This window comes from Flavobacterium antarcticum DSM 19726, from assembly GCF_000419685.1.
GTDB lineage: Bacteria > Bacteroidota > Bacteroidia > Flavobacteriales > Flavobacteriaceae > Flavobacterium > Flavobacterium antarcticum.
In genome coordinates this window covers 1-24,133 of sequence record NZ_ATTM01000005.1, presented here as the reverse complement: position 1 = coordinate 24,133, position 24,133 = coordinate 1, and the positions used below count along the sequence as shown (strand labels likewise).

Annotated in this window: 21 protein-coding genes, 1 tRNA gene and 1 rRNA gene; 4 read left to right on the top strand and 19 right to left on the bottom strand. The window is 35.9% G+C overall.

Going from position 1 to position 24,133, the window contains the following annotated elements:
- Window positions 1-15: 15 nt before the first annotated feature.
- Entirely contained in the window at window positions 16-1,299 is a 1,284-nt protein-coding gene (locus tag YWA_RS0109425) for a UDP-N-acetylmuramoyl-tripeptide--D-alanyl-D-alanine ligase (protein WP_022828268.1), read from the top strand.
- Between the two features lie 2 nt (window positions 1,300-1,301).
- On the opposite strand, the gene YWA_RS0109420 is transcribed toward YWA_RS0109425, so the two are convergent.
- From YWA_RS0109420 to YWA_RS0109405, 4 genes are all read right to left on the bottom strand, one after another.
- Window positions 1,302-2,261 carry an L-threonylcarbamoyladenylate synthase gene (locus YWA_RS0109420; protein ID WP_022828267.1) on the bottom strand — a complete coding sequence of 320 codons (960 nt, stop codon included), beginning with the start codon at window positions 2,259-2,261 and terminating at the stop codon, window positions 1,302-1,304.
- A 4-nt stretch (window positions 2,262-2,265) separates the two neighbouring features.
- Complete coding sequence (locus tag YWA_RS0109415) at window positions 2,266-3,108, bottom strand: DUF6671 family protein (protein WP_022828266.1); 843 nt, start codon at window positions 3,106-3,108, stop codon at window positions 2,266-2,268.
- On the bottom strand, window positions 3,105-3,368 hold the full coding sequence (locus YWA_RS0109410) for a hypothetical protein (RefSeq protein WP_022828265.1): 264 nt from the start codon (window positions 3,366-3,368) through the stop codon (window positions 3,105-3,107). Before YWA_RS0109410 ends, YWA_RS0109415 begins: the two co-directional genes overlap by 4 nt.
- 75 nt (window positions 3,369-3,443) lie before the next feature.
- Complete coding sequence (locus tag YWA_RS0109405) at window positions 3,444-4,877, bottom strand: NADP-dependent isocitrate dehydrogenase (RefSeq protein ID WP_022828264.1); 1,434 nt, start codon at window positions 4,875-4,877, stop codon at window positions 3,444-3,446.
- Window positions 4,878-4,968: 91 nt separating this feature from the next.
- On the opposite strand from YWA_RS0109405, the gene YWA_RS0109400 reads away from it, so the two are divergent.
- Both YWA_RS0109400 and YWA_RS0109395 read left to right on the top strand, forming a co-directional pair.
- Window positions 4,969-5,892 (top strand): LysR family transcriptional regulator, encoded by a 924-nt coding sequence (locus tag YWA_RS0109400; RefSeq protein ID WP_022828263.1) that lies wholly within the window; start codon window positions 4,969-4,971, stop codon window positions 5,890-5,892.
- Window positions 5,893-6,260: 368 nt separating this feature from the next.
- Window positions 6,261-7,703, top strand: a complete 1,443-nt coding sequence (locus YWA_RS0109395) for an FAD-dependent oxidoreductase (protein WP_022828262.1) — start codon at window positions 6,261-6,263, stop codon at window positions 7,701-7,703.
- Between the two features lie 38 nt (window positions 7,704-7,741).
- Here the strand turns inward: YWA_RS0109395 and YWA_RS0109390 are convergent, their stop codons facing one another.
- The 11 genes from YWA_RS0109390 to YWA_RS0109330 all read right to left on the bottom strand — a co-directional run bounded on the left by YWA_RS0109390 (window position 7,742) and on the right by YWA_RS0109330 (window position 16,591).
- On the bottom strand, window positions 7,742-8,440 hold the full coding sequence (locus tag YWA_RS0109390) for a pseudouridine synthase (RefSeq protein ID WP_022828261.1): 699 nt from the start codon (window positions 8,438-8,440) through the stop codon (window positions 7,742-7,744).
- A 128-nt stretch (window positions 8,441-8,568) separates the two neighbouring features.
- Window positions 8,569-8,646, bottom strand: a tRNA-Val gene (locus YWA_RS0109380).
- Between the two features lie 82 nt (window positions 8,647-8,728).
- Window positions 8,729-9,949, bottom strand: coding sequence for a bifunctional folylpolyglutamate synthase/dihydrofolate synthase (locus tag YWA_RS0109375; RefSeq protein WP_022828260.1), 1,221 nt, complete (start codon window positions 9,947-9,949; stop codon window positions 8,729-8,731).
- Window positions 9,950-9,958: 9 nt separating this feature from the next.
- Window positions 9,959-10,759: an energy transducer TonB family protein gene (locus tag YWA_RS0109370; protein ID WP_022828259.1), complete on the bottom strand. Its 801-nt coding sequence runs from the start codon at window positions 10,757-10,759 to the stop codon at window positions 9,959-9,961.
- 232 nt (window positions 10,760-10,991) lie between these two features.
- On the bottom strand, window positions 10,992-11,384 hold the full coding sequence (locus YWA_RS0109365; protein WP_022828258.1) for an ExbD/TolR family protein: 393 nt from the start codon (window positions 11,382-11,384) through the stop codon (window positions 10,992-10,994).
- Window position 11,385: 1 nt separating this feature from the next.
- Entirely contained in the window at window positions 11,386-12,090 is a 705-nt protein-coding gene (locus YWA_RS0109360) for a MotA/TolQ/ExbB proton channel family protein (protein ID WP_022828257.1), read from the bottom strand.
- A gap of 375 nt (window positions 12,091-12,465) precedes the next feature.
- On the bottom strand, window positions 12,466-13,692 hold the full coding sequence (locus YWA_RS0109350) for a Glu/Leu/Phe/Val dehydrogenase dimerization domain-containing protein (protein WP_022828255.1): 1,227 nt from the start codon (window positions 13,690-13,692) through the stop codon (window positions 12,466-12,468).
- 285 nt (window positions 13,693-13,977) lie between these two features.
- Window positions 13,978-14,355 carry a hypothetical protein gene (locus YWA_RS0109345; RefSeq protein ID WP_022828254.1) on the bottom strand — a complete coding sequence of 126 codons (378 nt, stop codon included), beginning with the start codon at window positions 14,353-14,355 and terminating at the stop codon, window positions 13,978-13,980.
- 251 nt (window positions 14,356-14,606) lie between these two features.
- Complete coding sequence (locus YWA_RS0109340; RefSeq protein WP_022828253.1) at window positions 14,607-15,035, bottom strand: hypothetical protein; 429 nt, start codon at window positions 15,033-15,035, stop codon at window positions 14,607-14,609.
- 106 nt (window positions 15,036-15,141) lie between these two features.
- Complete coding sequence (locus tag YWA_RS0109335) at window positions 15,142-15,360, bottom strand: hypothetical protein (protein ID WP_022828252.1); 219 nt, start codon at window positions 15,358-15,360, stop codon at window positions 15,142-15,144.
- A gap of 166 nt (window positions 15,361-15,526) precedes the next feature.
- The gene (locus YWA_RS0109330; protein ID WP_022828251.1) at window positions 15,527-16,591 is read right to left on the bottom strand and encodes an anhydro-N-acetylmuramic acid kinase; all 1,065 of its coding nucleotides are present in this window, start codon (window positions 16,589-16,591) and stop codon (window positions 15,527-15,529) included.
- A 95-nt stretch (window positions 16,592-16,686) separates the two neighbouring features.
- Between YWA_RS0109330 and YWA_RS0109325 the strand changes: the two genes are divergently transcribed.
- Window positions 16,687-17,826 carry an acyl-CoA dehydrogenase family protein gene (locus tag YWA_RS0109325; RefSeq protein ID WP_022828250.1) on the top strand — a complete coding sequence of 380 codons (1,140 nt, stop codon included), beginning with the start codon at window positions 16,687-16,689 and terminating at the stop codon, window positions 17,824-17,826.
- A gap of 71 nt (window positions 17,827-17,897) precedes the next feature.
- Here YWA_RS0109325 and YWA_RS15360 read toward each other — a convergent pair whose 3' ends face one another.
- The 4 genes from YWA_RS15360 to rrf form a co-directional block, all read right to left on the bottom strand.
- Window positions 17,898-21,146, bottom strand: coding sequence for a T9SS type B sorting domain-containing protein (locus YWA_RS15360; protein ID WP_022828249.1), 3,249 nt, complete (start codon window positions 21,144-21,146; stop codon window positions 17,898-17,900).
- An 83-nt stretch (window positions 21,147-21,229) separates the two neighbouring features.
- Complete coding sequence (locus tag YWA_RS0109315; RefSeq protein WP_022828248.1) at window positions 21,230-22,480, bottom strand: glycosyltransferase; 1,251 nt, start codon at window positions 22,478-22,480, stop codon at window positions 21,230-21,232.
- A gap of 40 nt (window positions 22,481-22,520) precedes the next feature.
- A complete protein-coding gene (locus YWA_RS14885) occupies window positions 22,521-23,750 on the bottom strand; it encodes a DUF2254 domain-containing protein (protein ID WP_022828247.1) in 1,230 nt (409 codons plus the stop codon).
- Between the two features lie 236 nt (window positions 23,751-23,986).
- A 5S ribosomal RNA gene (rrf, locus tag YWA_RS0109305) occupies window positions 23,987-24,095 on the bottom strand.
- Between the last annotated feature and the right edge of the window lie 38 nt (window positions 24,096-24,133).

Here is a 24,133-nt window from a genome sequence, read left to right as displayed (position 1 = left end):
TTTACACGAAAGTAAATGGAACTACAACAACTACACAAATTATTTTTAAGTTGCGACTCCTTCACAACTGATACTCGAAAAATTCAAAAGAATGCCCTGTTTTTTGCATTGCAAGGCGATCGGTTTGACGCGAATACTTTTGCTGAAGAAGCACTTCATAAAGGTGCTTCCTTTGTTATTATTGACAATCCAGAATATTTTATCGACGATAGAACCATTCTTGTAACGGATACTTTAAAGACGTTACAAGACTTGGCCAAATTTCACCGCAATTACTTAAAATTACCGGTTATAGCGTTGACAGGAAGCAATGGTAAAACGACTACCAAGGAATTAATAAATGCTGTTTTAGGCGAAAAGTATAATGTGAAAGCTACAATTGGAAATTTAAACAATCACATTGGGGTTCCGTTAACATTGCTTTCCTTTGACCAATCAACAGAAATTGGGATTGTAGAAATGGGTGCCAATCACCAAAAGGAAATCGAATTCTTATGCGAAATTGCACAACCTGACTACGGGTATATAACGAATTTTGGCAAAGCGCATTTAGAAGGATTTGGAGGATTTGAAGGCGTGATCAAAGGAAAAAGTGAAATGTATCATTTCCTGAAAAGTCATTCAAAAAAAGTATTTATTAATTTAGACGACTCCATACAAGTTGAAAAATGTGTATCAATTGCCAACTATACCTTTTCAAACAAAGATCAAAATGCCGCTGTTTTTATAAGTAACATTGAAGCAAATCCTTTTGTTTCTGTAACTTACAAACAAGCCGAAATTGAGTCCCATTTAGTGGGAATTTATAACGCTACGAACATTATTGCAGCAATTGCAATTGGTCACTATTTTAAAGTTAGTGATGCGTTGATCAAAAAAGCAATTGAGAACTACAACCCTACAAATAATCGTTCTCAATTAAGTGAAAAAGATTCTAATCACTTAATTTTAGACGCATACAATGCCAATCCAAGTAGCATGAAAGTTGCTTTAGAAAACTTCATTCAACTTAACGAACCTAACAAAATTGCATTTCTAGGAGACATGTTCGAACTTGGTGCTGAAAGTTTTGCAGAGCACAAAGCAATTATTGAATCTTTGAAAAAAGAAACTACGATTTCGTTTTATTTTATTGGTTTAGAATTTTACAAATGTAAAGTGATCCGTGAAAATTTTAATTTTTTTGCCACATTTGAGGACTTGAAGGAAGTATTATCTGCTACCAAATTTGAACATAAATATATCCTCATCAAAGGTTCCCGCGGAATGGCTTTAGAACGAATTGTTGCTTTGTTGTAAAATTATAATGAAGCGGCACGTTCAAGTCGGTCGTTGATGCTTTTTCCAATTCCTTTATTAGGAACGTAAACAGCTATAATTAAATCTAATTTCATCGCATCTAATTCAATCAAAGTTGCAAATAAATTTTGAGCCGCTTCCTTCAAGGATTCCTTTTCAGACAAAATCCTAAAAGAAATGTTCGGCAAAAGTTCCGAAGGAGCTGAAAACAACATGATACCAATTTTTTTATTGGCGTGGTTTCGCAATTCTTTTTTATAATTTGAAGTTAGGATAAATTTAGTTTTTGGAGCATAATGGCGCTTTAACATTCCTGGTACTTTTGGAGTTGAATTATCGCTTTTTGGCAACAGTAACTTTCCTGTAATTTTCTCAATTTCAGCTGTACTGCAACTTCCTTGACGGTACAAAACAGCATTGTTATTTTCAAACCCTAAGATTGTAGATTCAATTCCTTCGCTACAAAAACCACCGTCTAAAATCATCTTTAATTTACCATCGAAATACTTCTTAACATGTTCTGGTTTCGTAGGACTGACGGACATAAAAGGATTTGCACTTGGTGCTGCAAGTGGAAAATCCAATTCAGAAAGCAATTGCAAGGTTGCAGGATGATTGGGCATTCTGACGGCTACTGTTTTGTTTTGCGCTGTAACTAAATTTGGAATTAGTTCCGTTTTTTCTAATAATAATGTCAATGGTCCGGGCCAAAAAGCTTTTGCTAACTCAATGGCAAGTGGCGGAATATTTTTTGCGATTCGGTCTAATTCTACGATCGAACCAATATGCACAATTAGTGGGTTAAATGACGGACGCTTTTTTAATTTGAATATCTTTTCAACAGCAGTTTCACTAAATGCATTTGCCGCTAAACCGTACACTGTTTCGGTGGGAATCGCTACTAAATCATCCGCTTTTAATATTAAAATCGCTTGTTCTATATTGGTATTGATTTCTGTCATCTAATTATGGATTACAATTGTCACAGTACATAGGCTCTTCCGTTTTGACGTTTCGTGGAAAATAATTCTTTTCAGAATAATCACATTTGCAACATGTTTTCAACAAATACAAGACTGATTTTGTAGGTAAATTACATGCTGAACAAGGCAAGCCTTTTACTGACTGTGTTACTGAAAAACCAGGTAAAGAACATTTTGGGCAAAGTGAATTCACCTTCTCAACTAGATTTTTTGTGGCATTTTGAATGACTTTCATTCGCATCGGATTATTCATCGCTCTCATGTCCGTTTCAACATTTACGCTTCCAAATTCTGCGAGAATTAACTCAAAAATCCGAATTGCTTCCAATTCATTTATAATGTCTTTGTGTATTTCGGACGCGTTAAACTCTTTACTTTTTAAAATAATTCCGTGAGATGGAAATTTTATTTGCGATAGAAATTCCAGAAAAGTAGTTTTGTCTTTTATTGCTTTCGCCGCAAAATTAGTTTCCATTGACAGTTTCCTGCCAACGATTTCAATATCATTTTTTAAATCGATTAAAACCACTAATTCATCATCAGCCGAAGCAAAAAATGCAGCGGGATGTGGTCCAAATGAACCTTCACTCGCCACCGCTAAATCACAGTTATAACGCGCCATCGCTGCTAAACATTTATTCCGAACCGTATTTAAAGCATCTTCTTTTCTACTAATTTCACCTGAAAACATACCAAAAGAATCCGTGTCAAAATCGCGAGTTACTGTGCATTTTACGTTTAACCCTTTTTCTAGCAGCGGCTTCAAAACCAACTCTTTTCCATGTTTGGTTACAATTAACAACCTTCTTCCACTGAAATAATTCATTTTGTAATTTGAATTTCTGAATATAATTGAATGACATCTGTGTCGGGAATACCTTCTAAATAAGCCAAAAATTCCACTTTTGTTTTCTTTAAACTTTCTTTACGCAATAAAGAACGTTCGTCTTTGGACCCCGTTCTGATTTCACTTCCAAAACTTTTTTTACCGTGAAATTGAATTTTAAAATCTAATAAATTTTCAATTACTTCCCTCGCTTCTTTTATAGAAAACTCGCCATCGATGAGTGTGAATTTTGATTCCATTATTACAATTTTTTATGAGTTTATAAAAAACAGGCTTCACAAAAATGTATAAGCCTGCTTTTTTTTGGAATCTATTTATTGACCTTGACCTAATGAATAACCGTCTTTACCGTTAAACTGATATAGGTTTTCCGTCTTTATTACATCAATATTATGTGACAAAGCATTTGCCATCAGCTCTAGAATCACTTGACTTGTAAATGGAGTGCCGTTTGTAGACTTGAAGCGACATCTCCAATGATCCGTACAAAAAGTCTCCTGAAAACCTTCCGGCCAAACTTTGATACCCCGATTTGTAATCATGGTCAATTCAAACCCGTTTATTTCAATCTTTTTCAATCGTTCCGCTAGATCATCGGCAATCAATCCTTTGTCGTCTACAAATAAATCAACTCCAACAAGTGTTTTAATCATTGGTGCTGCTCTTTTGTATTTTGGCAGATTAATAATGGTATTTTTCTCGTAGTTGACCGCTTTTAATTTCTCTGGAAGACGTCCTAAATTTGAAATCACAGCCTCTGCAAATTCAGCGGTTCCCACATTTTTCATACTTTTTCCCTCAATAAACAAGTCTTTTGTATGAATACCGCTTTCAATGGTTTTCAACCAAGCGTTGTGAATTTTCTCAGCTACGTCGATTTGTCCAATATGATTCAACATCATTACCGCTCCTTCTAAAAGTCCCGATGGATTTGCAGAATCTCTACTCATTCTTGGTGCCGAACCGTGAATTGCTTCAAACATGGCACATTCTTCACCAATATTTGCTGAACCTGCCAATCCAACAGAGCCCGCAATTTGTGCCGCCACATCCGATAAAATATCACCATATAAATTCGGCATTACAATTACATCAAAAATTTCTGGTGTGTCGGCTAATTTCGCTGCACCAATATCTACAATCCAATGTTCGTTTTCAAGTTCTGGATATTCTGCCGCAATTTCATCAAAAACTTTGTGAAACAATCCGTCGGTTTGCTTCATAATGTTGTCTTTTGTAAAACAAGTTACCTTTTTACGACCGTATTGTTTTGCATATTCAAAAGCATAGCGAACAATTTTCTCACATCCTGGTCTGCTGATTAATTTTAAACATTGGGTAACTTCATCCGTTTGTTGGTGTTCGATTCCAGCGTATAAATCCTCTTCATTTTCTCGTATGATGACAATGTCCATTACAGGATGCTTTGTCGTTACAAAAGGATGTAAACTCATACAAGGCCGAATATTTGCATACAACCCTAAAAATTTACGCGTCGTTACATTTAGACTTTTGTAACCACCACCTTGCGGAGTAGTAATAGGTGCTTTCAAAAATATTTTATTTCTTCTAATGATGTCCCACGATTCTTTAGAAATTCCTGCCGTATTTCCTGAAAGATATACTTGTTCTCCGACTTGGATTTCCTCCGTTTCAATTTGAGCTCCTGCTGCTTTTAAGATTTTTAAAGTGGCATCCATTATTTCTGGACCGATTCCGTCACCTTTTGCAATTGTGATTTTTCTCATTAGGATAAATATTAAATTAGTTCCGCAAATGTAAAACCTCATATTCATAAATTTTTATTTATATTTGAAATGACATCTATAAAAAAATTTTATGAATTATACTTTAAACCAATTAGAGATATTTCTGCGGATCGCACAAACAGGAAGTGTGACAAAAGCGTCTCAAGTATTAAATTTAACGCAACCAGCGGTTTCTATTCAATTGAAAAATTTTCAATCTCAATTTGACATACCGTTAACGGAAGCCATTGGCCGAAAAATTTACATTACTGATTTTGGCAAAGAAATCGCTCTTGCAGCCGAAAATATTCTAAATCAAGTGCATGAAATCAATTACAAAACGGCAGCGTTCAAAGACCAACTGACAGGTCGGTTAAAAATTTCTGTGGTTTCAACGGCAAAATATGTGATGCCCTATTTCTTGACCGATTTTTTAAAATTACATCCTAATGTTGAACTCGTTCTAGATGTAACCAATAAACGCACAGTTATAGAAAACCTCGAGCGTAATGAAGTCGATTTCTCCCTTGTTTCAATTCTTCCAAAGCAATTGGAAGTGGAACAAATGGACTTATTGTCCAATAAATTATATCTCGTTAACGGTGAAATTACCGCAGATTTAGCCAAAAAAAACACAACTGAACTCTTCGAGGATTTGACCTTACTATTCAGAGAAGAAGGTTCTGGAACCCGACAAACCATGGAGGACTATATTTTTCGGAATGAAATAAAAGTTGCAAAAAAACTGCAATTAACAACCAATGAAGCCGTGAAGCAAGCCATTATTGCTGGAATGGGAAGTTCTATTTTACCTCTAATAGGATTGAAAAACGAATTAATCAATAACGATTTGCACATCATTCCCATTAAAAATCTACCAATAAAGACGATGTGGAGCTTGATTTGGTTAAAAAACAAAAAACATTCTCCCGTTGCAAGTGCTTATTTAGCATATTTAGCTCAAAATAAAGATCGAATTATTGCAGAAAAGTTTGATTGGTATGATAATTATTGAAAGATACCTATTGGTAAACTTTGCGTTCAAGTAATACATATAAAATTAGTTCAAATTCAAATATCTTTTAGAGTAATTTGACAATTTGTAATTAGTAGTTCATGTTTTCTAAAAAGAAGTAAATCCATTTTTAGCTTATAATACAACAACTAAAAATCATTAACATTTGACTATTCTATAATTTTTAAATTTGAATTCTATTTGGTAACATAAGTTTACTTAGCATAAAAACTATGTTTTAAAAAAGTTTTAGTAGCACTATTTACAAGCATTTCCGCAGCATTTTATTTAAATTTGCACTCTAATCTATTCGACAAGACAATGCAAGATAAAAATATTTTGCATTAAGCAAAGAGGAGTTGGAAATAATGGAAAATCAAAAAAAAAGTTGGACAATTTGTCAAGAATGCCAAGGAGAAGGTAAAAAAAGACAACGCATTACCAAAAAGGCGAAGCTTCGTTATCAAAATGCTTTCGACAACTACCAAAAATTTAATAGCGATGGGACCGCTCCTAAAGCGCCAAAAAGTCACCTAAACCCTTGCAGCAATTGTGCAGGAACAGGAATAATTACCTCCGATTTACCTCCAACACCTGACACAGTGAACTTTCCGCATGTTGCCATAATTGGTGGTGGAATAGGCGGAATAGCACTTGCAGTTGCTTGTCTAAACCGCGGAATCCCATTTACAATTTACGAGCGAGACAAAAGTTTTGACGATCGCTCGCAAGGTTACGGACTCACTTTACAACAAGCCAGCAAAGCAATTGAAGGATTAGGCATCGTTTCTTTAAAAGATGGTGTCGTTTCAACACGACATTTAGTGCATACTACTGATGGAAAAGTAATTGGAGAATGGGGCGTGAGAAAATGGTTAAGTTCAGCAATTCAAAATACTACAAAACGCACTAATATTCACATCGCAAGACAGTATCTCCGTTTAGCACTATTGGAACAGCTTGACAAACCAAATGCGATAAAATGGAACCATCAATTAATAGACCTCAAGGAAAATGCAATAGGAGGAGTTGAATTAGGTTTTCAGGTCAATGGAATGGTAAAAACCAGTACTGCCGACCTAGTTGTTGGAGCCGATGGCATTCGTAGTTCCGTTCGGAAGTTACTACTTGGAGAAAACGTGACTCCTTTGCGTTATTTAAATTGTATCGTTATACTTGGAATCTGTCCGTTAAAAGCCGTTGAAGGAGTAAACAGTGAATTATTTGACTCTGCAACTGTATTTCAAACAGCAAACGGTAACGAGAGAATTTATATGATGCCCTACACTTCCGATGCAATAATGTGGCAATTAAGCTTTCCAATGTCAGAAGATGATGCTAAAAAACTGAGCAGTCATGGAACTGAGGCATTGAAAAAAGAAGCAATGAATAGAACACAGTGGCATTCTCCAATCCCTGAAATAATAGCAGCAACATCAACAGCAAAAATTTCTGGTTACCCCGTTTATGATCGTGAAATACTTAGCACAGAATTACTGGAAAAAGTCGGAAAAGCAACCTTAATTGGAGATGCAGCCCATCCTATGAGTCCGTTCAAAGGGCAAGGTGCAAATCAAGCACTATTAGATGCGTTATCTTTAGCTAGAAGAATTTACAAATCATGCTACAATCCCAAATCACAATGGCGAAAAGTTGGCATTAGAGAAAGTTTCCTGAATGAATTTGAGTCAGAAATGATAAATCGTGCGAATGTTAAAGTAAAAGATTCTGCTGAAGCCGCAGCATTTCTTCATTCCGACATTGTTTTACATGAGGGAGACGGCCCAAGAGGAAGATATAGCACGAAATAAGAATAGCTTGAGCCATTCCTAATTTCAAAATTAGCGTCTTACGAATACGCACTCAAATCTAGATCAAGTATAGCTCCTACTCTACTAAATTCCTCATTAATCTTTGCATTCAAGATGAATTGTTCATTTGTTATTGGATGGTTAAAAATCAATTGATGTGCATGAAGCATCATTCCTTTGAGATCAAAATTATCTAACCATAATTTATTTTGTTTATTACAACCATGAGGACGACTTCCTAAAATAGGATGAAAAATATGTTTGAAATGTTTTCGCAATTGATGCATCCTTCCGGTTTCAGGAATTGCTTCTACCAAACAATAGCGTGAGGTGGGTTTATTGTTAAATTCTAAAGTGATTTCGGTATTTTGCAGCCGACGAAAGGAGGTTACTGCATTTTGTGTAATGTCATCGTCATTGGTTAAATCATAATCAATCGTTAGTTCTTCAGGTGACCAACCACGTAAAATTGCTAAATATTTTTTTTCGACTTCGCGTGTGGCAAAACGATCATTCATAATCTTCAAAACTTCTTTATCCAAAGCAAATAACAAGATACCTGATGTTTTGCGGTCTAACCGATGAATGGGGTAAACATGTTGTCCTCCTATTTGATTTCTCAATTCTTGAACAGCATACACTTTAGCGTCTCGCGCATAAAATGATTTGTGAACCAATAATCCACTTGGTTTATTAATAGCAATAATGTATTCGTCTTGATAAAGAATTTCTAACATTTGGCAAAAGTAAAAGAGATTTGGAGTAAAATCACCTTTTTTGACTTATTTAATTCTGCATTTTTTACAAGAGTTACAGAGGAACTTTTCGAAACAAAAAAAACTCCAACAATTCTGTTGGAGTTTCTTGGTGGGCGATGAGGGGTTCGAACCCCCGACCCCCTCGGTGTAAACGAGGTGCTCTGAACCAGCTGAGCTAATCGCCCTTTCGGGTTGCAATGTCTTGCGTTATTGCGTGTGCAAATATAGCACGTTTTTACATATCTCCAAACAAAATTTAAAAAAAATTTAAAGTATTTCTGCAACAACAAAAGTGCTTCCACCCACATAGATGACATCATCCGGAGTAGCATCTTGCAGTGCTTTTTCGTAAGCATTTACCACTGAATTATATACCTCGCCAATTAGTCCAAAATCTTTTGCTTTTTGTTGTAAAATTGCTGGATCTAATCCTCTGAAATTATCAGGTTTTGAGAAATAATAAATAGCGTTTTTTGGAAATAGCGGAAGGATTTCGTTCAAATCTTTGTCATTAACTACGCCAAGAACAATATGCAATTTTGAAAATGCTTCTTTTTGCAGTTGGTTTAGCGTTATTTTCAATCCGTCTTTATTGTGAGCGGTATCGCAAATTACTTTTGGATACTCTTGCAAAATTTGCCAACGACCTTGTAAATGTGTTTTTGCAATTACATTCATAAATCCATTTTTGCAATTCTCTTGAGAAATTTTAAAATCGCTTACTTCTTGTAGGATTTTTATAATTTGCAAAACTGTCTTTTTATTGTGTATTTGATAGTCGCCAATTAAAGCGCTTTGATACGTTTCGTGAATTAAATCAGAAGCAAAGTAGACTGGAGTGTTCTCCTGTTTCGCTTTCGCAATGAAAACAGGTTTAGTTTCCGAAGTGTATTCTCCAATAACAATTGGAATATTGTGTTTAATAATTCCCGCTTTTTCTCCAGCAATTAATTCTAGAGTGTTGCCTAAAAACTGTGTGTGGTCTAATCCGATATTTGTGATTACAGAAACTAAAGGTGTAATGATATTCGTAGAATCTAATCGTCCACCTAATCCAACTTCAATAATTGCAATATCTACTTTTTCTTTTGCGAAATAATCGAAAGCTAAGCCAACAGTCATTTCGAAGAAACTCAATTGGTTTTGCTCAAAAAATATTTTGTACTTATTAATGAAATCGCAAACAAATTGTTCGGCAATATCTGCTCCATTTATTTTGATTCGTTCTCTAAAGTCTTTTAGATGTGGCGAAGTATACAATCCCACTTTATAACCTGCTTCTTGCAAAACCGAAGCTAAAAGATGGGAAGTCGAACCTTTTCCATTGGTTCCTGCTACGTGAATAAATTTGAGGTTTTTTTCTGGATTGCCAAGATAATTGGCTAAAAGAATAGTATTGGTTAAATCCTTTTTATAAGCCGAAGCACCTTGTGTTTGGTACATCGGCAATTGATTGAACATCCAATCAAGGGTTTCAGCGTAATTCATGCGTTTGAATTATTCTCCTAATTTGAAATTAACTACGATAAAACCAACTTGCGTTTCTGGTGCATTTGGGTCGGATTGCCATTTGTAACTCTTGGCTGTTTTAATTGCCGGGTTAACTAGGCAAGGATTTGTATTTGTAGTTCCTTTTGTATAACGAGCGTCAATTACATTTCCGCTTCGGTTTACGGTGATTTGAACTACAACTGTTCCCGATTCGTTACAATCTTGCACTTCTTTTCCACTGTTGCTTAACTTACGACCGTTTAATCCGTAGCCTCTTCCGCCGCCCGTTCCGCCGCCAGAACCATAATAAGCACTTGCGTAAGGATCGCCGTTTGGACTTCCTTTATCGCCGGCTGTTTTATCGTCTCCTTGTCCTCCTTGTGCTTTACCATCGGATTTCGGTCCATTGATTAAACTTGAAAGTGCATCCGACGTGCTTTTTGAAGGTTGTGGTTTTTCGGCAGGTTTAGGTTTAACTTCTTCCTTTGTGGCTTCCTTAGTTGTTTTTTGTGGTTTTTTAGTTTCCTTAATTACAACAGCTTCTTCATTATCTTGTGTGATAATTTCCTCTTTTGCAGCAGCAGCTTGTTGACTTGCCGTAGGCGTTGGTGCCGACTGAATTGCTTCGGTAGGTTGCTTGTCGCCCATTCCTGTTTCAGTGGTTCCGAAGTTAATCGCAATTCCATTCTCTGGTGGCGGATCAAGATAAGTTAATCCTAAAAAAAGACACAAAATGAATAGCAACACAAACAATGCTGTTGTGATGGCGAATGATTTTTTTTCTTCTTCTGTTTCTAAATATTTCATGGTAGAAGTTGTATGTTGTACGTTCTAGGTTGTAAGTTAAAAATATTCTGACTTGAAATCCTTAAATCCCTAGCCCAGATCGTAAAGGAAAGCCCGGAATCTTGAAAGCTAATTTATTCCTGCTTAAAAAGAGCGACCAGAGGAAGCTCCTTTTTATGCTTGGAAAAATAGCTTTTATGATGAGGACTTGAAATGCAGCGCTGGAAATAGCTTCAAAAATAAATTTAAAAAACTACTTAGGCCTTACGGCTAAAACTACTTTTATTTGATTTCTGTTGGCAATATCAAGAACGTAAACGGCTTTTTCTATTGGCACTCCTTCTTCGGCTCTCAAAACAACTGATTTAGAACGGTCGTCACCCATTATGGATAACAATCTTGACTCTATTTCTGCTTCAGGAACTTGGTCTTTGTCGATATACATTTCAAGTTCTTTGTTGATGCTGACTTGAATGTTTTTGTTGCTATCTGTTTTTCCCTTTGCTTTTGGCAGAACCAAATCGAGTGCATTGGTGGTTACCATCGTGGAGGTAATCATGAAAAAGATGAGTAGCAAAAACACGATATCGGTCATTGACGACATGTTGAATTCGGGCGTGACTTTATTTCTTCCTCTAAAATTCATATTATGCTGGGTCGTTTAAAAGGTCTAGAAACTCAACGGCATTTCCTTCCATTTGGTGCACCACTTTATCGGTTTTTACCACAAGGTGATTGTATCCGATGTAGGCGATAATTCCTACAACTAGTCCAACTACAGTTGTTGTCATTGCAGTATAAATTCCTTCTGACAAGGCACCAACTTCAATCTGACCTCCAGCACTTGCCATTTTGTGGAATGCTAAAATCATACCGATTACTGTTCCTAAGAATCCCGTCATTGGTCCCGCTCCTGAAATAGTAGCAAGCATGCTGACGTTTTTCTCTAGTTTATAAATTTCTAATTTACCAGCGTTTTCAATAGCGGTATTGATATCATCCAGTGGTTTTCCGATGCGGGAAATTCCTTTTTCAATCAATCGTGCTACGGGAGATTGTGAATGTGCACAAAGCATTTTTGCACTATCAATCTTTCCATGACGGATGTTTTCTCGAATTTGCGCCATAAAATTCACATCAATTACGGATGCTTTTTTGATTGCCATCAAGCGTTCAAAATAGAGATATAAAGCGAAGAACAACATAATAAAAAGAGAAAGCATGATGATTTGGCCACCAATACCACCACTTAAAAGCAGTTCCATTATCGATAATGTTTTTTCAACAGGTACGGCATCAGCCATTCCACTTTGTGCAACAGATAAAGAATCCGTTTGTACCATTAAACTCATACGTAATTTGTGTTTTTAATTTAACGCTAAAGTATTGTAAAAATTGCAAATTCCGCTTTTAAAAATCTATTTAAATGCAAGTTGCAAAATTGCCTACGGTTTAAACCGTAGGTTATGTTTAGAAAGTTCACAGTTTACACAGATTTCACTAATTTTCACAGATTTTAAATTGGTGCAATCTGTGTGGAAATTATTTCTTCCAATAAAAATTAAACCAATTGTTTCAAAGCAATTCTACATATAGCCTACGGTTTAAACCGTAGGCTATGTTTTGATGCTTTAAAGTTTACACAGATTCCACTAATTTTCACAGATTGTTTTTAAAATTAGTGTTAATCCGTGAAATCTGTGTGAAAATCTTTTTTTCAATGAAAATTATACCAACTGCTTCAAAGCAATTTCAAATGCAGAAGCGCTGATATTTGTTTTTGAAGAACTAATTTCGTGTGCTTTTTCAAGTGCTTTTCTGATGGTTTCTGAAGCATCTACGAAAATCGCTTCGTCGTTTAACTTCACTCTTTTTTCCATGAAGTAAGCAAAAACTCTTGCCATTCCGCAGTTAGAAATAAAGTCAGGAATCAAGCTGATTTTAGCATCAACGTGTTCCATAATTGGTCCGAAGAAAATTGCTTTGTCCGCGAAAGGAACATTTGCACCACAAGAAATCACTTCTAATCCTGCAGAAATCATGCTATCCACTTGACCTTGTGTTACCAAACGTGAAGCAGCACATGGAGCGAAAATTTCAGCACCCATTGTCCAAATCTTCTCGTTGATTTCTTCAAAAGCAACCATGTTTTGTGCTACTAATTTATTACCATCTTTATTCAGGTAGAACGCTTTGATTTCGTCGAAAGTAAATCCGTTTTCGTTCATAACTCCTCCGTCACGGTCGATGATTCCCACAACTTTAGCTCCCATTTGTGCCAAATAATACGCTGCTGCTGAACCTACGTTTCCAAAACCTTGTACAATGGCTTTCTTACCTTCAACTGAACCTCCGTAAATATCGTAATAATGACGAACAGCTTGTGCCACACCGTAACCAGTAATCATATCGGCTACTGTATATTTTCTTGTAACATCAGGAGAGAAACTTTTGTTTTCGATTTCCTTGATTACACCTTGACGTAACTGACCAATTCGGTTGATTTTATCTGCTTCCGTTGGTTTGAAATGTCCGTTGAAAACACCTTCTTGTGGATGCCAAATACCACAATCTTCGGTCATTGGAATTACTTCGTGAATTTCATCTACGTTTAAATCACCACCTGTCCCGTAATAACTTTTTAATAAAGGAGAAACGGCTTTGAACCAACGCTCTAAAACCCCTTTTTTTCTTGCATCATTTGGGTCGAAATTAATTCCTGATTTTGCACCACCAATTGCTGGTCCGGCAACAGAGAATTTCACTTCCATCGTTTTGGCTAAAGAAAGTACTTCGTTCATGTCCAATCCTTTTCTCATTCTCGTTCCTCCACCTGCTGCACCACCTCTTAATGAGTTGATTACCGCCCAACCTTCTGCTTCGGTTTCTGAATCTTTCCAGTTGAAAACTATTTCTGGCTCTTTATTTTCGAATTTTTGTAGTAAGTCTTTCATTGTGTTGTAAAATGTTTATGAAGTGCAAATATAAAGAATTATTTGAGTTAGGGGATTGAAAGATGGAAAGATAGAGGGATTGAAAGACGAAAAGATAGAGAGATCGAAGGATATAAAGATTGAAGGGTTTTACGAGGGGTGCATTTTGCTTAACATATTAGAAACTTCGCACTGCTCAGAAAATTCTCCATAAGATTGATGAAGTATTACCTACCCTATAAATTATTTTAAACCAAAAAAACCGTAGAAATTTCTACGGTTTTCTATGAATATTAGACTTTACCTTTAATTAAAATGCTGCTCTACAAATGAGATAAGATTTTCATCACTCATTTTATTTGAAGTGCTTTCAGTCGCTACAGCATTTTTATACTGTGCCGTTTCAGCTAGAAATTTCATGAATTGTTCTTGTATCTGTCCCGTTCCTGTAATATGAATTTCGTCAACATTAGGCATTGTGCTTGCTATCTCTTTGAAAAACTTATGTGTTAGAGTAATTTCTTGGTTGTTAGCTGCATTTTCATTAGAGTTATTATCGGGTCCTGCATTTTTAACATGTCCTATGACAATGAACTCGCCGTTATCCTCCTCTTTTTTTCCGACTATTGTCGCGTTGTGTGAATCCATCCAAACTCCAAACTGCTTTTTGTTACTGTGTGACATATATTTTTTTATTAAAGATATGTATTTACTAAAATATAAGTCTTGTTTTTTGTAAAGATTGTGAATATTTCAAAAAAATGCTCCGTTTAGTATTGAGCTGAATTATTATTGTCACATGAAAAGGGATTTTTGCAAGTGCTCGTCAAAGAGTCACGCTCGTACCCGATTACGAAGCTAATGTTGTTTTTTTTACTAATTTGGTTTCACGAGCGGGACGCTGGCGCTAGCAGAGGGTATTTTATCTAAAATTTTTATTCCGTTCTTTTTAATTTGATCGAGTTTTCATCATTAAATTCAGTGGGTCTTTCAGAGTCAAAAGTCAACGCGAAAATCATCGTGTTTTCATCTTCAAATTCTGCAATACAAAGTATTTTTTTCTGCTCGTTAAATTCAAGTTTAGTAATTGTCATGTCAATTTCTATAGGTTTTTTTTCTAAATTAAATTCGTAGGTCATCTTTCCTTTTTTTCCATTCATAACGAATTCTTTTCCGCCAATGATTTGACCTTGGATTTCGAAACTTGCATATCCTTCTTTGTCAAAAGTAATAAACCCTATTTCTCCTTTGTCCTCTCCGGTCCATTTTCCAATTAAGTCAATAGCGGTTATGTTAACAGCATTGCTGTCTGAATTAAAGGACAGAAGAGGAAGTACTATTAATAAAATAAATATTCTTTTCATTTTCTTGCGTTTAAATTGTTTGTGATGCCTCTATGTTTTAGATGTAGGTGTTTTTACAATCCTTTAAATTATAATTATTTTTGTGAGTACGGATTGCAAATTCACACTATCGGGACACATTATTTTCATAATCATTGAATCCAATTTCTTCTAAATCAATTTCAAAGGCAATGGATTGGCTTTTAATTGTCTCTAAAATTTGTTCGTAACCACATTTTAATCCTAATTCAAAATCATTATTTTTTTCAGTTTTCATTTCTTGAATATTTTCGTGAATCAAGTAAATTAAATCTCTCAAATAATGTCTATATTTTTCATGTTCCATTTTCAATAGTATTTGGTAGACTCTCCCAGATGATGACGCCTTAAGTTTTGGCGTTTTTGAGGTTACGATTTTTTTAATTCTTTAAATTGTAATTATTTTCGAGCGCAGTGATTACAAATCCGCAGTATCGATCAACTTAAGAAACAAAGCAAGCTTTTATGAATAATTATCCATAAACTTCTCCACTCGAATGATCCTTCTCAGCACCCGTTACACTACTCAACACATTGATTTCGTCACGTAATTTCAAAACGCCTAGAAGAGCAAAGATCAATGCTTCTTTGTATTCTAAAATCTTTTTCTCAGGAATAATGATGTGCATATCTGGTAAATACCTTTGAATTTCTTCAATCAAAAAGTCATTATAAGCGCCACCTCCTGTTATTAGTAACTTGGTTTTTTTCTTTGAAAGTGCGTTTGCAATCTGAAAGGCTACGTGAATGGTGAATGTATGCATTTTATCTTGTCTTGAAATTGCATGTTTTTCAATTAAGGGTAAAACGGTTTCTTTGACAAACTCAAATCCCAACGATTTTGGATAGGGTTTTGAATAAAAAGACAACGCATTCAGTTCATCCAGAAGTGGCTGGTGGAGTTTTCCTGATTTTGCAATTGAACCTTTATCGTCGTAATCCAAACGCAATTGATTGGCATAAAAATTCAAAACGGTATTGACGGGAGAAATATCAAAGGCAATTCGCTTATTGTTTTCATCGAAAGAAACATTTGAAAAGCCGCCGAGGTTCAGGCAATAATCATAATCTGCAAAAAGAATTTGGTCGCCAATCGGAACTAACGGAGCGCCTTGACCACCAAGTTGCACATCTTGTACACGAAAATCACAAACTACTTTCTGATGAATGATATTTGCAATTTCGGGTAGATTGCCGATTTGCAAGGTAAAACCATTTTGGGGTTGATGCAAAATCGTGTGACCGTGCGAACAAACGGCGTCTAGGTTTTCAATTTTATATTCATCAATAAATTTATTGATTATTTCAGCTAAACGATTGGTGTACGCTTTATTCAACTCAATCAACTCGGATTCCGAAAATTGAACGGCGTTTTTAAGTTTGTTGAACCATTGTGTATCATAGGCAACTGTTTCTGCCTCAAGAATTTTGAAGTCCCAAATGCCGTCGTGTAGCGTAAAATGAATGTGTGCCAAGTCAACTCCGTCTAAAGAAGTACCTGACATCACACCGATCACGTTGTAGAATTGCTTTAACATAGGCTAAAATTATGCAATTCCATTGAAAGTCTGACAATAAAAATTTATCTTTGCGGACTATTTTTTAACAGAATCGAACATTTATTTTCAATACTATGGATTTCAATCTAACAGAAGAACATTTAATGATTCAACAAGCTGCAAGAGATTTCGCACAAGCGGAACTACTTCCTGGAGTTATTGAACGCGACGAACATGCTAAATTTCCTGCCGAACAAATTAAGATGATGGCAGAATTAGGATTTATGGGAATGATGGTAGACCCCAAGTACGGCGGATCTGGATTAGACAGCGTTGCTTATGTTTTGGCAATGACCGAAATCTCGAAAGTTGACGCTTCTGCAGCAGTAGTAATGTCAGTGAACAACTCATTAGTTTGTGCTGGAATTGAAAAATATTGCAACGAAGAGCAAAAGCAAAAATACCTGATTCCACTTGCAAAAGGGGAAGTAATTGGTGCATTTTGTTTGTCAGAACCCGAAGCGGGATCGGATGCGACTTCGCAAAAAACAACTGCAATTGACATGGGCGACCATTACCTGATGAATGGAACAAAAAACTGGATTACCAATGGTAATACGGCTTCCACTTACATCGTAATTGCACAAACCGATATTGAAAAAGGACACAAAGGCATCAACGCTTTCATCGTAGAACGCGGTTGGGCTGGTTTTGAAGTAGGTGTAAAAGAGAAAAAGATGGGAATTCGCGGAAGCGACACCCACTCTTTAATGTTTACCGATGTGAAAATCCCAAAAGAAAATAGAATTGGTGCAGATGGATTTGGTTTCAACTTCGCAATGGCAGTTTTAAACGGCGGACGAATTGGAATTGCTTCTCAAGCATTAGGAATTGCAACAGGTGCTTATGAATTGGCTTTGAAATATTCGCAAGAGCGTAAAGCTTTTGGCAAAGAAATTTTCAAACACCAAGCAATTGCATTTAAATTAGCCGACATGGCAACTCAGATTATGGCTGCAAAAATGCTGTGTTTGAAAGCAGCTTCTGAAAAAGACGAAGGTAAAGATATTTCTCAATCCGGTGCGATGGCAAAATTATTTGCTTCTCAAACGGCGATGGATACTACAATTGAAGCAGTTCAAATTCACGGTGGAAACGGTTACGTTTCTGAATACCACGTGGAGCGAATGATGCGTGATGCAAAAATCACTCAGATTTATGAAGGGACTTCGGAGATTCAACGCATTGTTATTTCAAGAACATTGGTAAACTAATACCAATACCGTTATTATAAAATAAAGCCCGAAATTGTGTTTCGGGCTTTCTTGCGTTTATAACTGATCTTTTAGCGTTTCAGACTGAAATGTCCGCGGTAAATTTTACCGTCTTCCCGTGTGACTACAAACCAATAATCGGTGGAAGGCAAAGGGTTCCCGTTGTACATTCCATTCCATCCGGCATCACCTCCTTTGAGACGGATGATGAATTTTCCAAAACGATCAAAGATATCTACATTTAAGTTGGGTTCGTAAACTGAAAACTGAACGTGCCAAGTATCATTAAACCCGTCGCTGTTTGGGGTAAAATATTTGGGATAATTAAGTAGGAAGAATTCTTCTTTGACCGTCCCACAACCATTAACATCTTTTACATAAACGGTATAAATTCCAGGACTTAAGTCTGTAAATGAATTTGAAGTTTGATAATTTTCATCGTCTAACGAATAGACATAATCACCTGATCCTTGAACTACAATTACCATTGAATTATTGTTTGACGACCAATCTGAAGTATCTATCGTTTGGATTGTAGCCCGACTCGAACCTTCTACCACAAAATCTTTTGACGCATCACAACTGAAATCTTGATAGGTGTTTTTAACTGTAACCGTGTACGTTCCTGGTTGGTTTACAGTAATTGATTGTGTCGTTTCACCCGTTGACCACTCATAATCTAAAAACCCAGCATCAGCAGTCAAGGTTTTTGTAAATCCTTTGCAAAGAAACAAAGTGTCAACTGGCGTTAAAATAGGTGTTATTCCGGCAAAAATAGTAAACGACGTTGTTGCATAACACAATTTAAACACCTTGTGCTCCACTCGAACAAATATCGTTTGAGGATTAGAAACATTCGTATAACCGTCAGGTAATGGGTTGGTATCTGAATCAGCATCGGCTTGCGTCAGATAATAATTTACGTTATAATTATTTGGGTTTTGATTCCCAAGCACTTGAGGCGTTTGGTTTACCAAGGGAAAAATGCCAAACTGAACGCCATCGTTTCTGCAAACCAACATACTCTGAGGCGGATTGGCCCGAGCCAAAGGAAGTAGATTACCAATCTCAACACTAATATTTTTGATGTTTCCGCAAGCATCCGTTACTCTAAAATTATAAACGCCTTCTGGTAAATTGGTAAACAAATTATTTTCGCCATTGTCCAGCGTGAATGGTGCAGTAATTTGAAAATTAAACGGCGCGACTCCCACTACATCCATTACAAGATCATTAGGACCTGTTCCGTTGTTGCAGTTCAAATTATAAACACCGGAAATAATTAGTTCAGGTGCGACTTTAAATTCAACATAAAGATCCGAACATTTTGCATTTGCATTTCCGTTATTGAAAGATTCAAAGACTTTAATAATACGGAAATCTCCAATTATAAAAATATTGAATGCTGTTCCTGGATTCGTTAATTCTCTTGCAGTTGTACTATTGGGAATTGTACCTTCGGTAAATGCAGCTCCTGTAATTGGATGGCCCCAAGAATTCGTTGCAGGAAAAAACTTTTGCAACCAAAATGTTTTTCCTGTAATTGACGTATCGGTATCGTTCATGGTTATGTCAAAGGCACCACACTTTCTGTTGATTGAAAAGCCATTTGAAGAACTTGTATATCCTGAAATTTCTGCCGTTGTTGCTAAATCAAAACCGCAAGTATCTTTCGCTGTAAAGCTATAATTCCCAGCTGGCAAATTACTCATGTAGAAAACACCATTGGCATCGATGTTGAAACTTGCATCGTAAGGAAGCGCTTGGGTAAATGTGGGAGGTGCCGCAGTGATTGTAACCATTGTTAGAGGACCATTACTTGTAGCGAGTTTCACAGCGCCAGAAATCGGACTGCAATCGGGGCGTGTTACGGCAGTTAAATTACCAAATACAAAAGCCGGGACTTTTATTTCAACGGTATAAGTATCTCCACAACTATCGGTAATAAAATACTCGTAATCGCCTACTGGCAAATTGGGGTGGTTATAAACACCCGTACTATTTACAAATGCAATTACATTTGCTGGTATAGGCTGCGGATAATTCGCTGGCGCTTGCGTCATTGTAATCGCTACAATTTCTCGATCACCGGGAATTTTAATTGTCACTTTACCAAAGTCTGAATCGCAACCATTGTTGGATGCATTGACACTTGGTTTAATCGGTTTTTCAGTAAGGGAAAAGTCTAAATTTGCTGTTCGTCCGCATCCATCCTGCACGGAAACTTCATAGTTACCAAAAGGAACTGTGTTGTTAATGGATCCGAATACTACTTCAGTTTGATTATAAGGTCCAGGATATATCGTATTAAAAAGGAGCGGATTAAATTCCGCAGGCTCTGTAAAGTTTAGTGTAAAAGGAGGAAAATAATTTGTAACCGTAATAGCAAAAAATAAGGCACCACATTCTGCCGTTTTTTGCACAAAGTTTAGCTTTGGATTCGGGTTAACTTGAAATTCTTGCGTAAAAACGTTGTTGCAATTATCCGTCACTTCAATTTGCACAGAGAACAATTGACCTCCGAATAAGTTGATATTCTGCGATAGCTCCAAAACATCCGTAGGACCTGAGCTTATGGTTTGCGTTGCGATTTGAGCAACTGTATTATTTGGAGCAAGAACAGTATATTTTACCTGTAATGGATATAAAATGGAACCGCTCGTATTGGACGTTATTTTATTTATAATTTCTACTGAAGTACAAGAAGTATAGATTTTGGGCAATTGTGGCGCACCAATATTCAGGTCATTATTTGCGAGTACGAACGTATACGCTTTTGACAATGCATCGTCACATTCATCAAAAACTCGGATGATATACGTTCCCGAGGAAAGCCCTGAAAACTCGTTACTTGTCTGTAACGATCGGGTTTCCGGTCCCGAGATTATTTCAAAAAAAGTAGGATTTCCCGAAATAATATTGACCGTTAATGTGGCTGTTGTATCGCAATTTGTTGCTGTTGAATCGTCCATTTCAAAATCTAACGTTTCAATTAGGTCTTCCACAACGACATCTATTTGTTTTGAATTGGAATCCCCATTATTGCTTTGTATTGCTACTACTCTATACGAACCTGCTGTTAATCCAGAGAACGAATTTCCTGCAGTTTCCGCCATAGGATTTGTGAATTCGGGAGCTAGGAAAAGTTGGTAGGTAAGTTCTGCATTTGGCTCCGTATTAGCAACAATCATTTCAATTGAGCCGTTGTTAGTGCATGTTTCCGCAACCACCGTTACAGTGAAATTAAAATCAGATAATTGACTATACGCTGTTGACGCGGTCAAGAATAGAAACAAACAAAACAGTCTTCCAATGATCATTCTAAATTCGAATTTAATTTGATTCTTAGATGAATCATTTTTATTATTACTAAGGTAATTATTTTTTTTGAAATTTATCAAAACTACTTCTTATTGTTTTTCTCCTGAATCCAACGGGACATGTACTCTGTACTTTTCATAGAATGATGGTTTAAAAGCGCACCGAGAAAATTAGATTTTCGGTGTAGCGAAAGATTTTCTCTTAAGTATTCTATTTTTAGATTAAAATCTGGTTCAAAATCTCTTAATTGAAAACGTTTTTTCAAAATCGCGTATCCGTTTTCTTGTGCATTCATCCATAACATCTCATTTTCGTATAGTTGGACAGCTTTTGAGGCAATTTCATTAAAATCATCTGAAATAAATCCATTCCAATCCAGGGACCCATTAATCGATTCAGCTCCAATAGAAGTAGTTACTGACGGCGTGCCAAACTGCATGGCTTCGATCAACTTTCCTTTAATTCCTGCTCCAAATCGCAGTGGTGCGATTAAAATTCGTGCTTTTGAAATGGCTATTTGTGCATTTTCTGCTCTTCCTAAAACGAGAAACCCTTCTTTTTTATTCTGTAAATCAAACACTTTTTGTGATGGATAAGCACCGTAAATTCTTATAATTGCTTTGGGAAGGTGTTTTCGGATTTCAGGCCAGATGGTCTTTTTTAAATGTAAAACGGCATCCCAATTGGGCTCATGCCAAAAGTTACCGATGAACATAAAATCTTCTCGTTGAGAAAAATTAGTGTTTAAATAGTTAAGATTTAATTCGGTTTCGGTAAACAGGATGGGTAAGTAATGCAAAATAGTAGCGTCAATTTTGAAATATGTAGTGAGTAGCTCTATTTCAAATTCCGCAATAATTAAGGTGAGATCGCAACGTAAAATACTGGCTATTTCGCGTATTGTGATTTCTTGATCAAATAAGTTTTCTATTACAAAGGGAATGTTGTTTTTCAAATTGGATTGTCTTGTGTAGCGAAGACAGTGTAAATCCTCACTATCTAACACTTTAATCGCATCGGGACAATTTTTTGAGACGCGCCAACCGAATTGCTCTTCTGTGACGAAACGGTCAAATAAAACCAATGTCGGACTGCAATTTTGTAGAAAATCATCAAAACTGTCGGCGTTTAATTCTATCTTTTGTTTTTCAACGTTGATTGTATTCAGGTCAAAGTTGATTTCGTTCTCTAAAGCGGTTGAAGCAAAGATGACTTTGTAACTCCAACTTTTAAAAATAGAAATTAGTTGCATCATTCGTCTTCCGGCTGCAGAAGAATTGGGTTCAGGCCATACCAGTCCTATAATTAAAATCGTTCGAGTATTTGGTTCCATTGTTGCGATTAAAATAAGTTCTATTTACTTACCGATATTTTTACAAGTTGATTTGGTCTTCAATTTCATGAAGTACGCCCAAAAACAATGATTCATGTTCATTCGCGGCATCTAGCAGTTGTATTTGCAGAATTAATTCTCTTAATTCAACTTGAATATATTGATCGGTTTTTCCATAATTCCAAATGGGATACACACACGTTTTAAATAATTCTTCAAATGTAGGAAACGGAATAAATAGTCGATCGATTTTATTTTCATCTTGGAGAACTTGAGGAAAATGATGAAATAGCATAAAGGAAAATAAATCGAACAACGACTGTAAGGCAAGTACCGCAGTACCTGGGTCGTTAATACCGGGACTTAAAGCCTTGATTGCAATTTCTGCTAATTGTTTAAAGCCATAAATCACATTTTGATCAATGGGCTGTCCTTTAAAAAAATCAATTTCAGAAATAATCTTAATAATTAGTTTTTTGTCGATGGTATTTGTGCCGTACACTTTTAATATTACAATTTCTTTTAAAACAAAAGTACCTTTCGCGTGTTTAAAGTCAAAAAATAAATCATGTTTTTGGGCAAGTCGAATTAAGTTTTCTTCATTAAAATGTTGGAAATATGCTGAACGTCTCATCGTAATTTCAATAAATGGAAGACTATACCAATCAACAGTAGCTGTTTTATTTTTAGTAAAAGTCTTCTCCATTACAAGCATTGTTTGTGTTTGAACCCGATCAATTACTGTTTCATATTTTACTGTTTGCGTTACGTAATCTAAAAAGTAGATGAACAGAAAAATAGCTACTACAGTAAGTACGATAAGAAGGTAAATACTTAAAGCTGGTACAGAGGTTCCACTTGACAGATCCCGAATAGTACTTAATAAAAATAGTGAATATACTATTGTTCCAATATAGAAGCCTAATACCGTTTGCTGAAATCGATTGCCTATCATACTGCTCAAGACTCGATTACTCATTTGTGAAGCTGCCTGATTTAAAACAATCATCACCATTGAAAAGCTGAAAACGGTGAGTGCTAAAATAGCTCCAGCTATTGTTGATATTATAGATCGTGCCGTATCTGCATCTTTAAGGGTTAGCCAGCTCATTTTAGCTTTTAATTCTATGCCTTGTTCAGAAAAATCAATTTCTAACATTATCCAGGACAGCACCAAAAAACCAATAGCAATAATAGCGGGATAAAAAGCGATACTTTTAGTGACTTTATTGTAATAAATTCGAAATTTTTTCTTTAAATCTATTTGCATCGTTGTATGTATAGTACTAATTTATTGTAAAGATAAGAATCAAGTTTAAAAATAAGAGTATAATATACAAACTAGACTTCGTTTACAGTAAATATATGTTATTCAACAAATTTCTTATTATTTTCCTTTATATGTAGATTTTTCAAAAATATTTTAATTTACAAAATAGTATATACAAAAAAAGCCTCATCTTACGATGAGGCTTTGATTAAGATCCTAATTTTGATCAGGATAAAGAAAGGCGACGACATACTCTCCCACAAATTGCAGTACCATCTGCGCAGGCGGGCTTAACTTCTCTGTTCGGGATGGGAAGAGGTGAGCCCCGCCGCAATAACCACCTTAAGTCGTTTTGCAATGGGTATCTTGATTTATCAAGACAA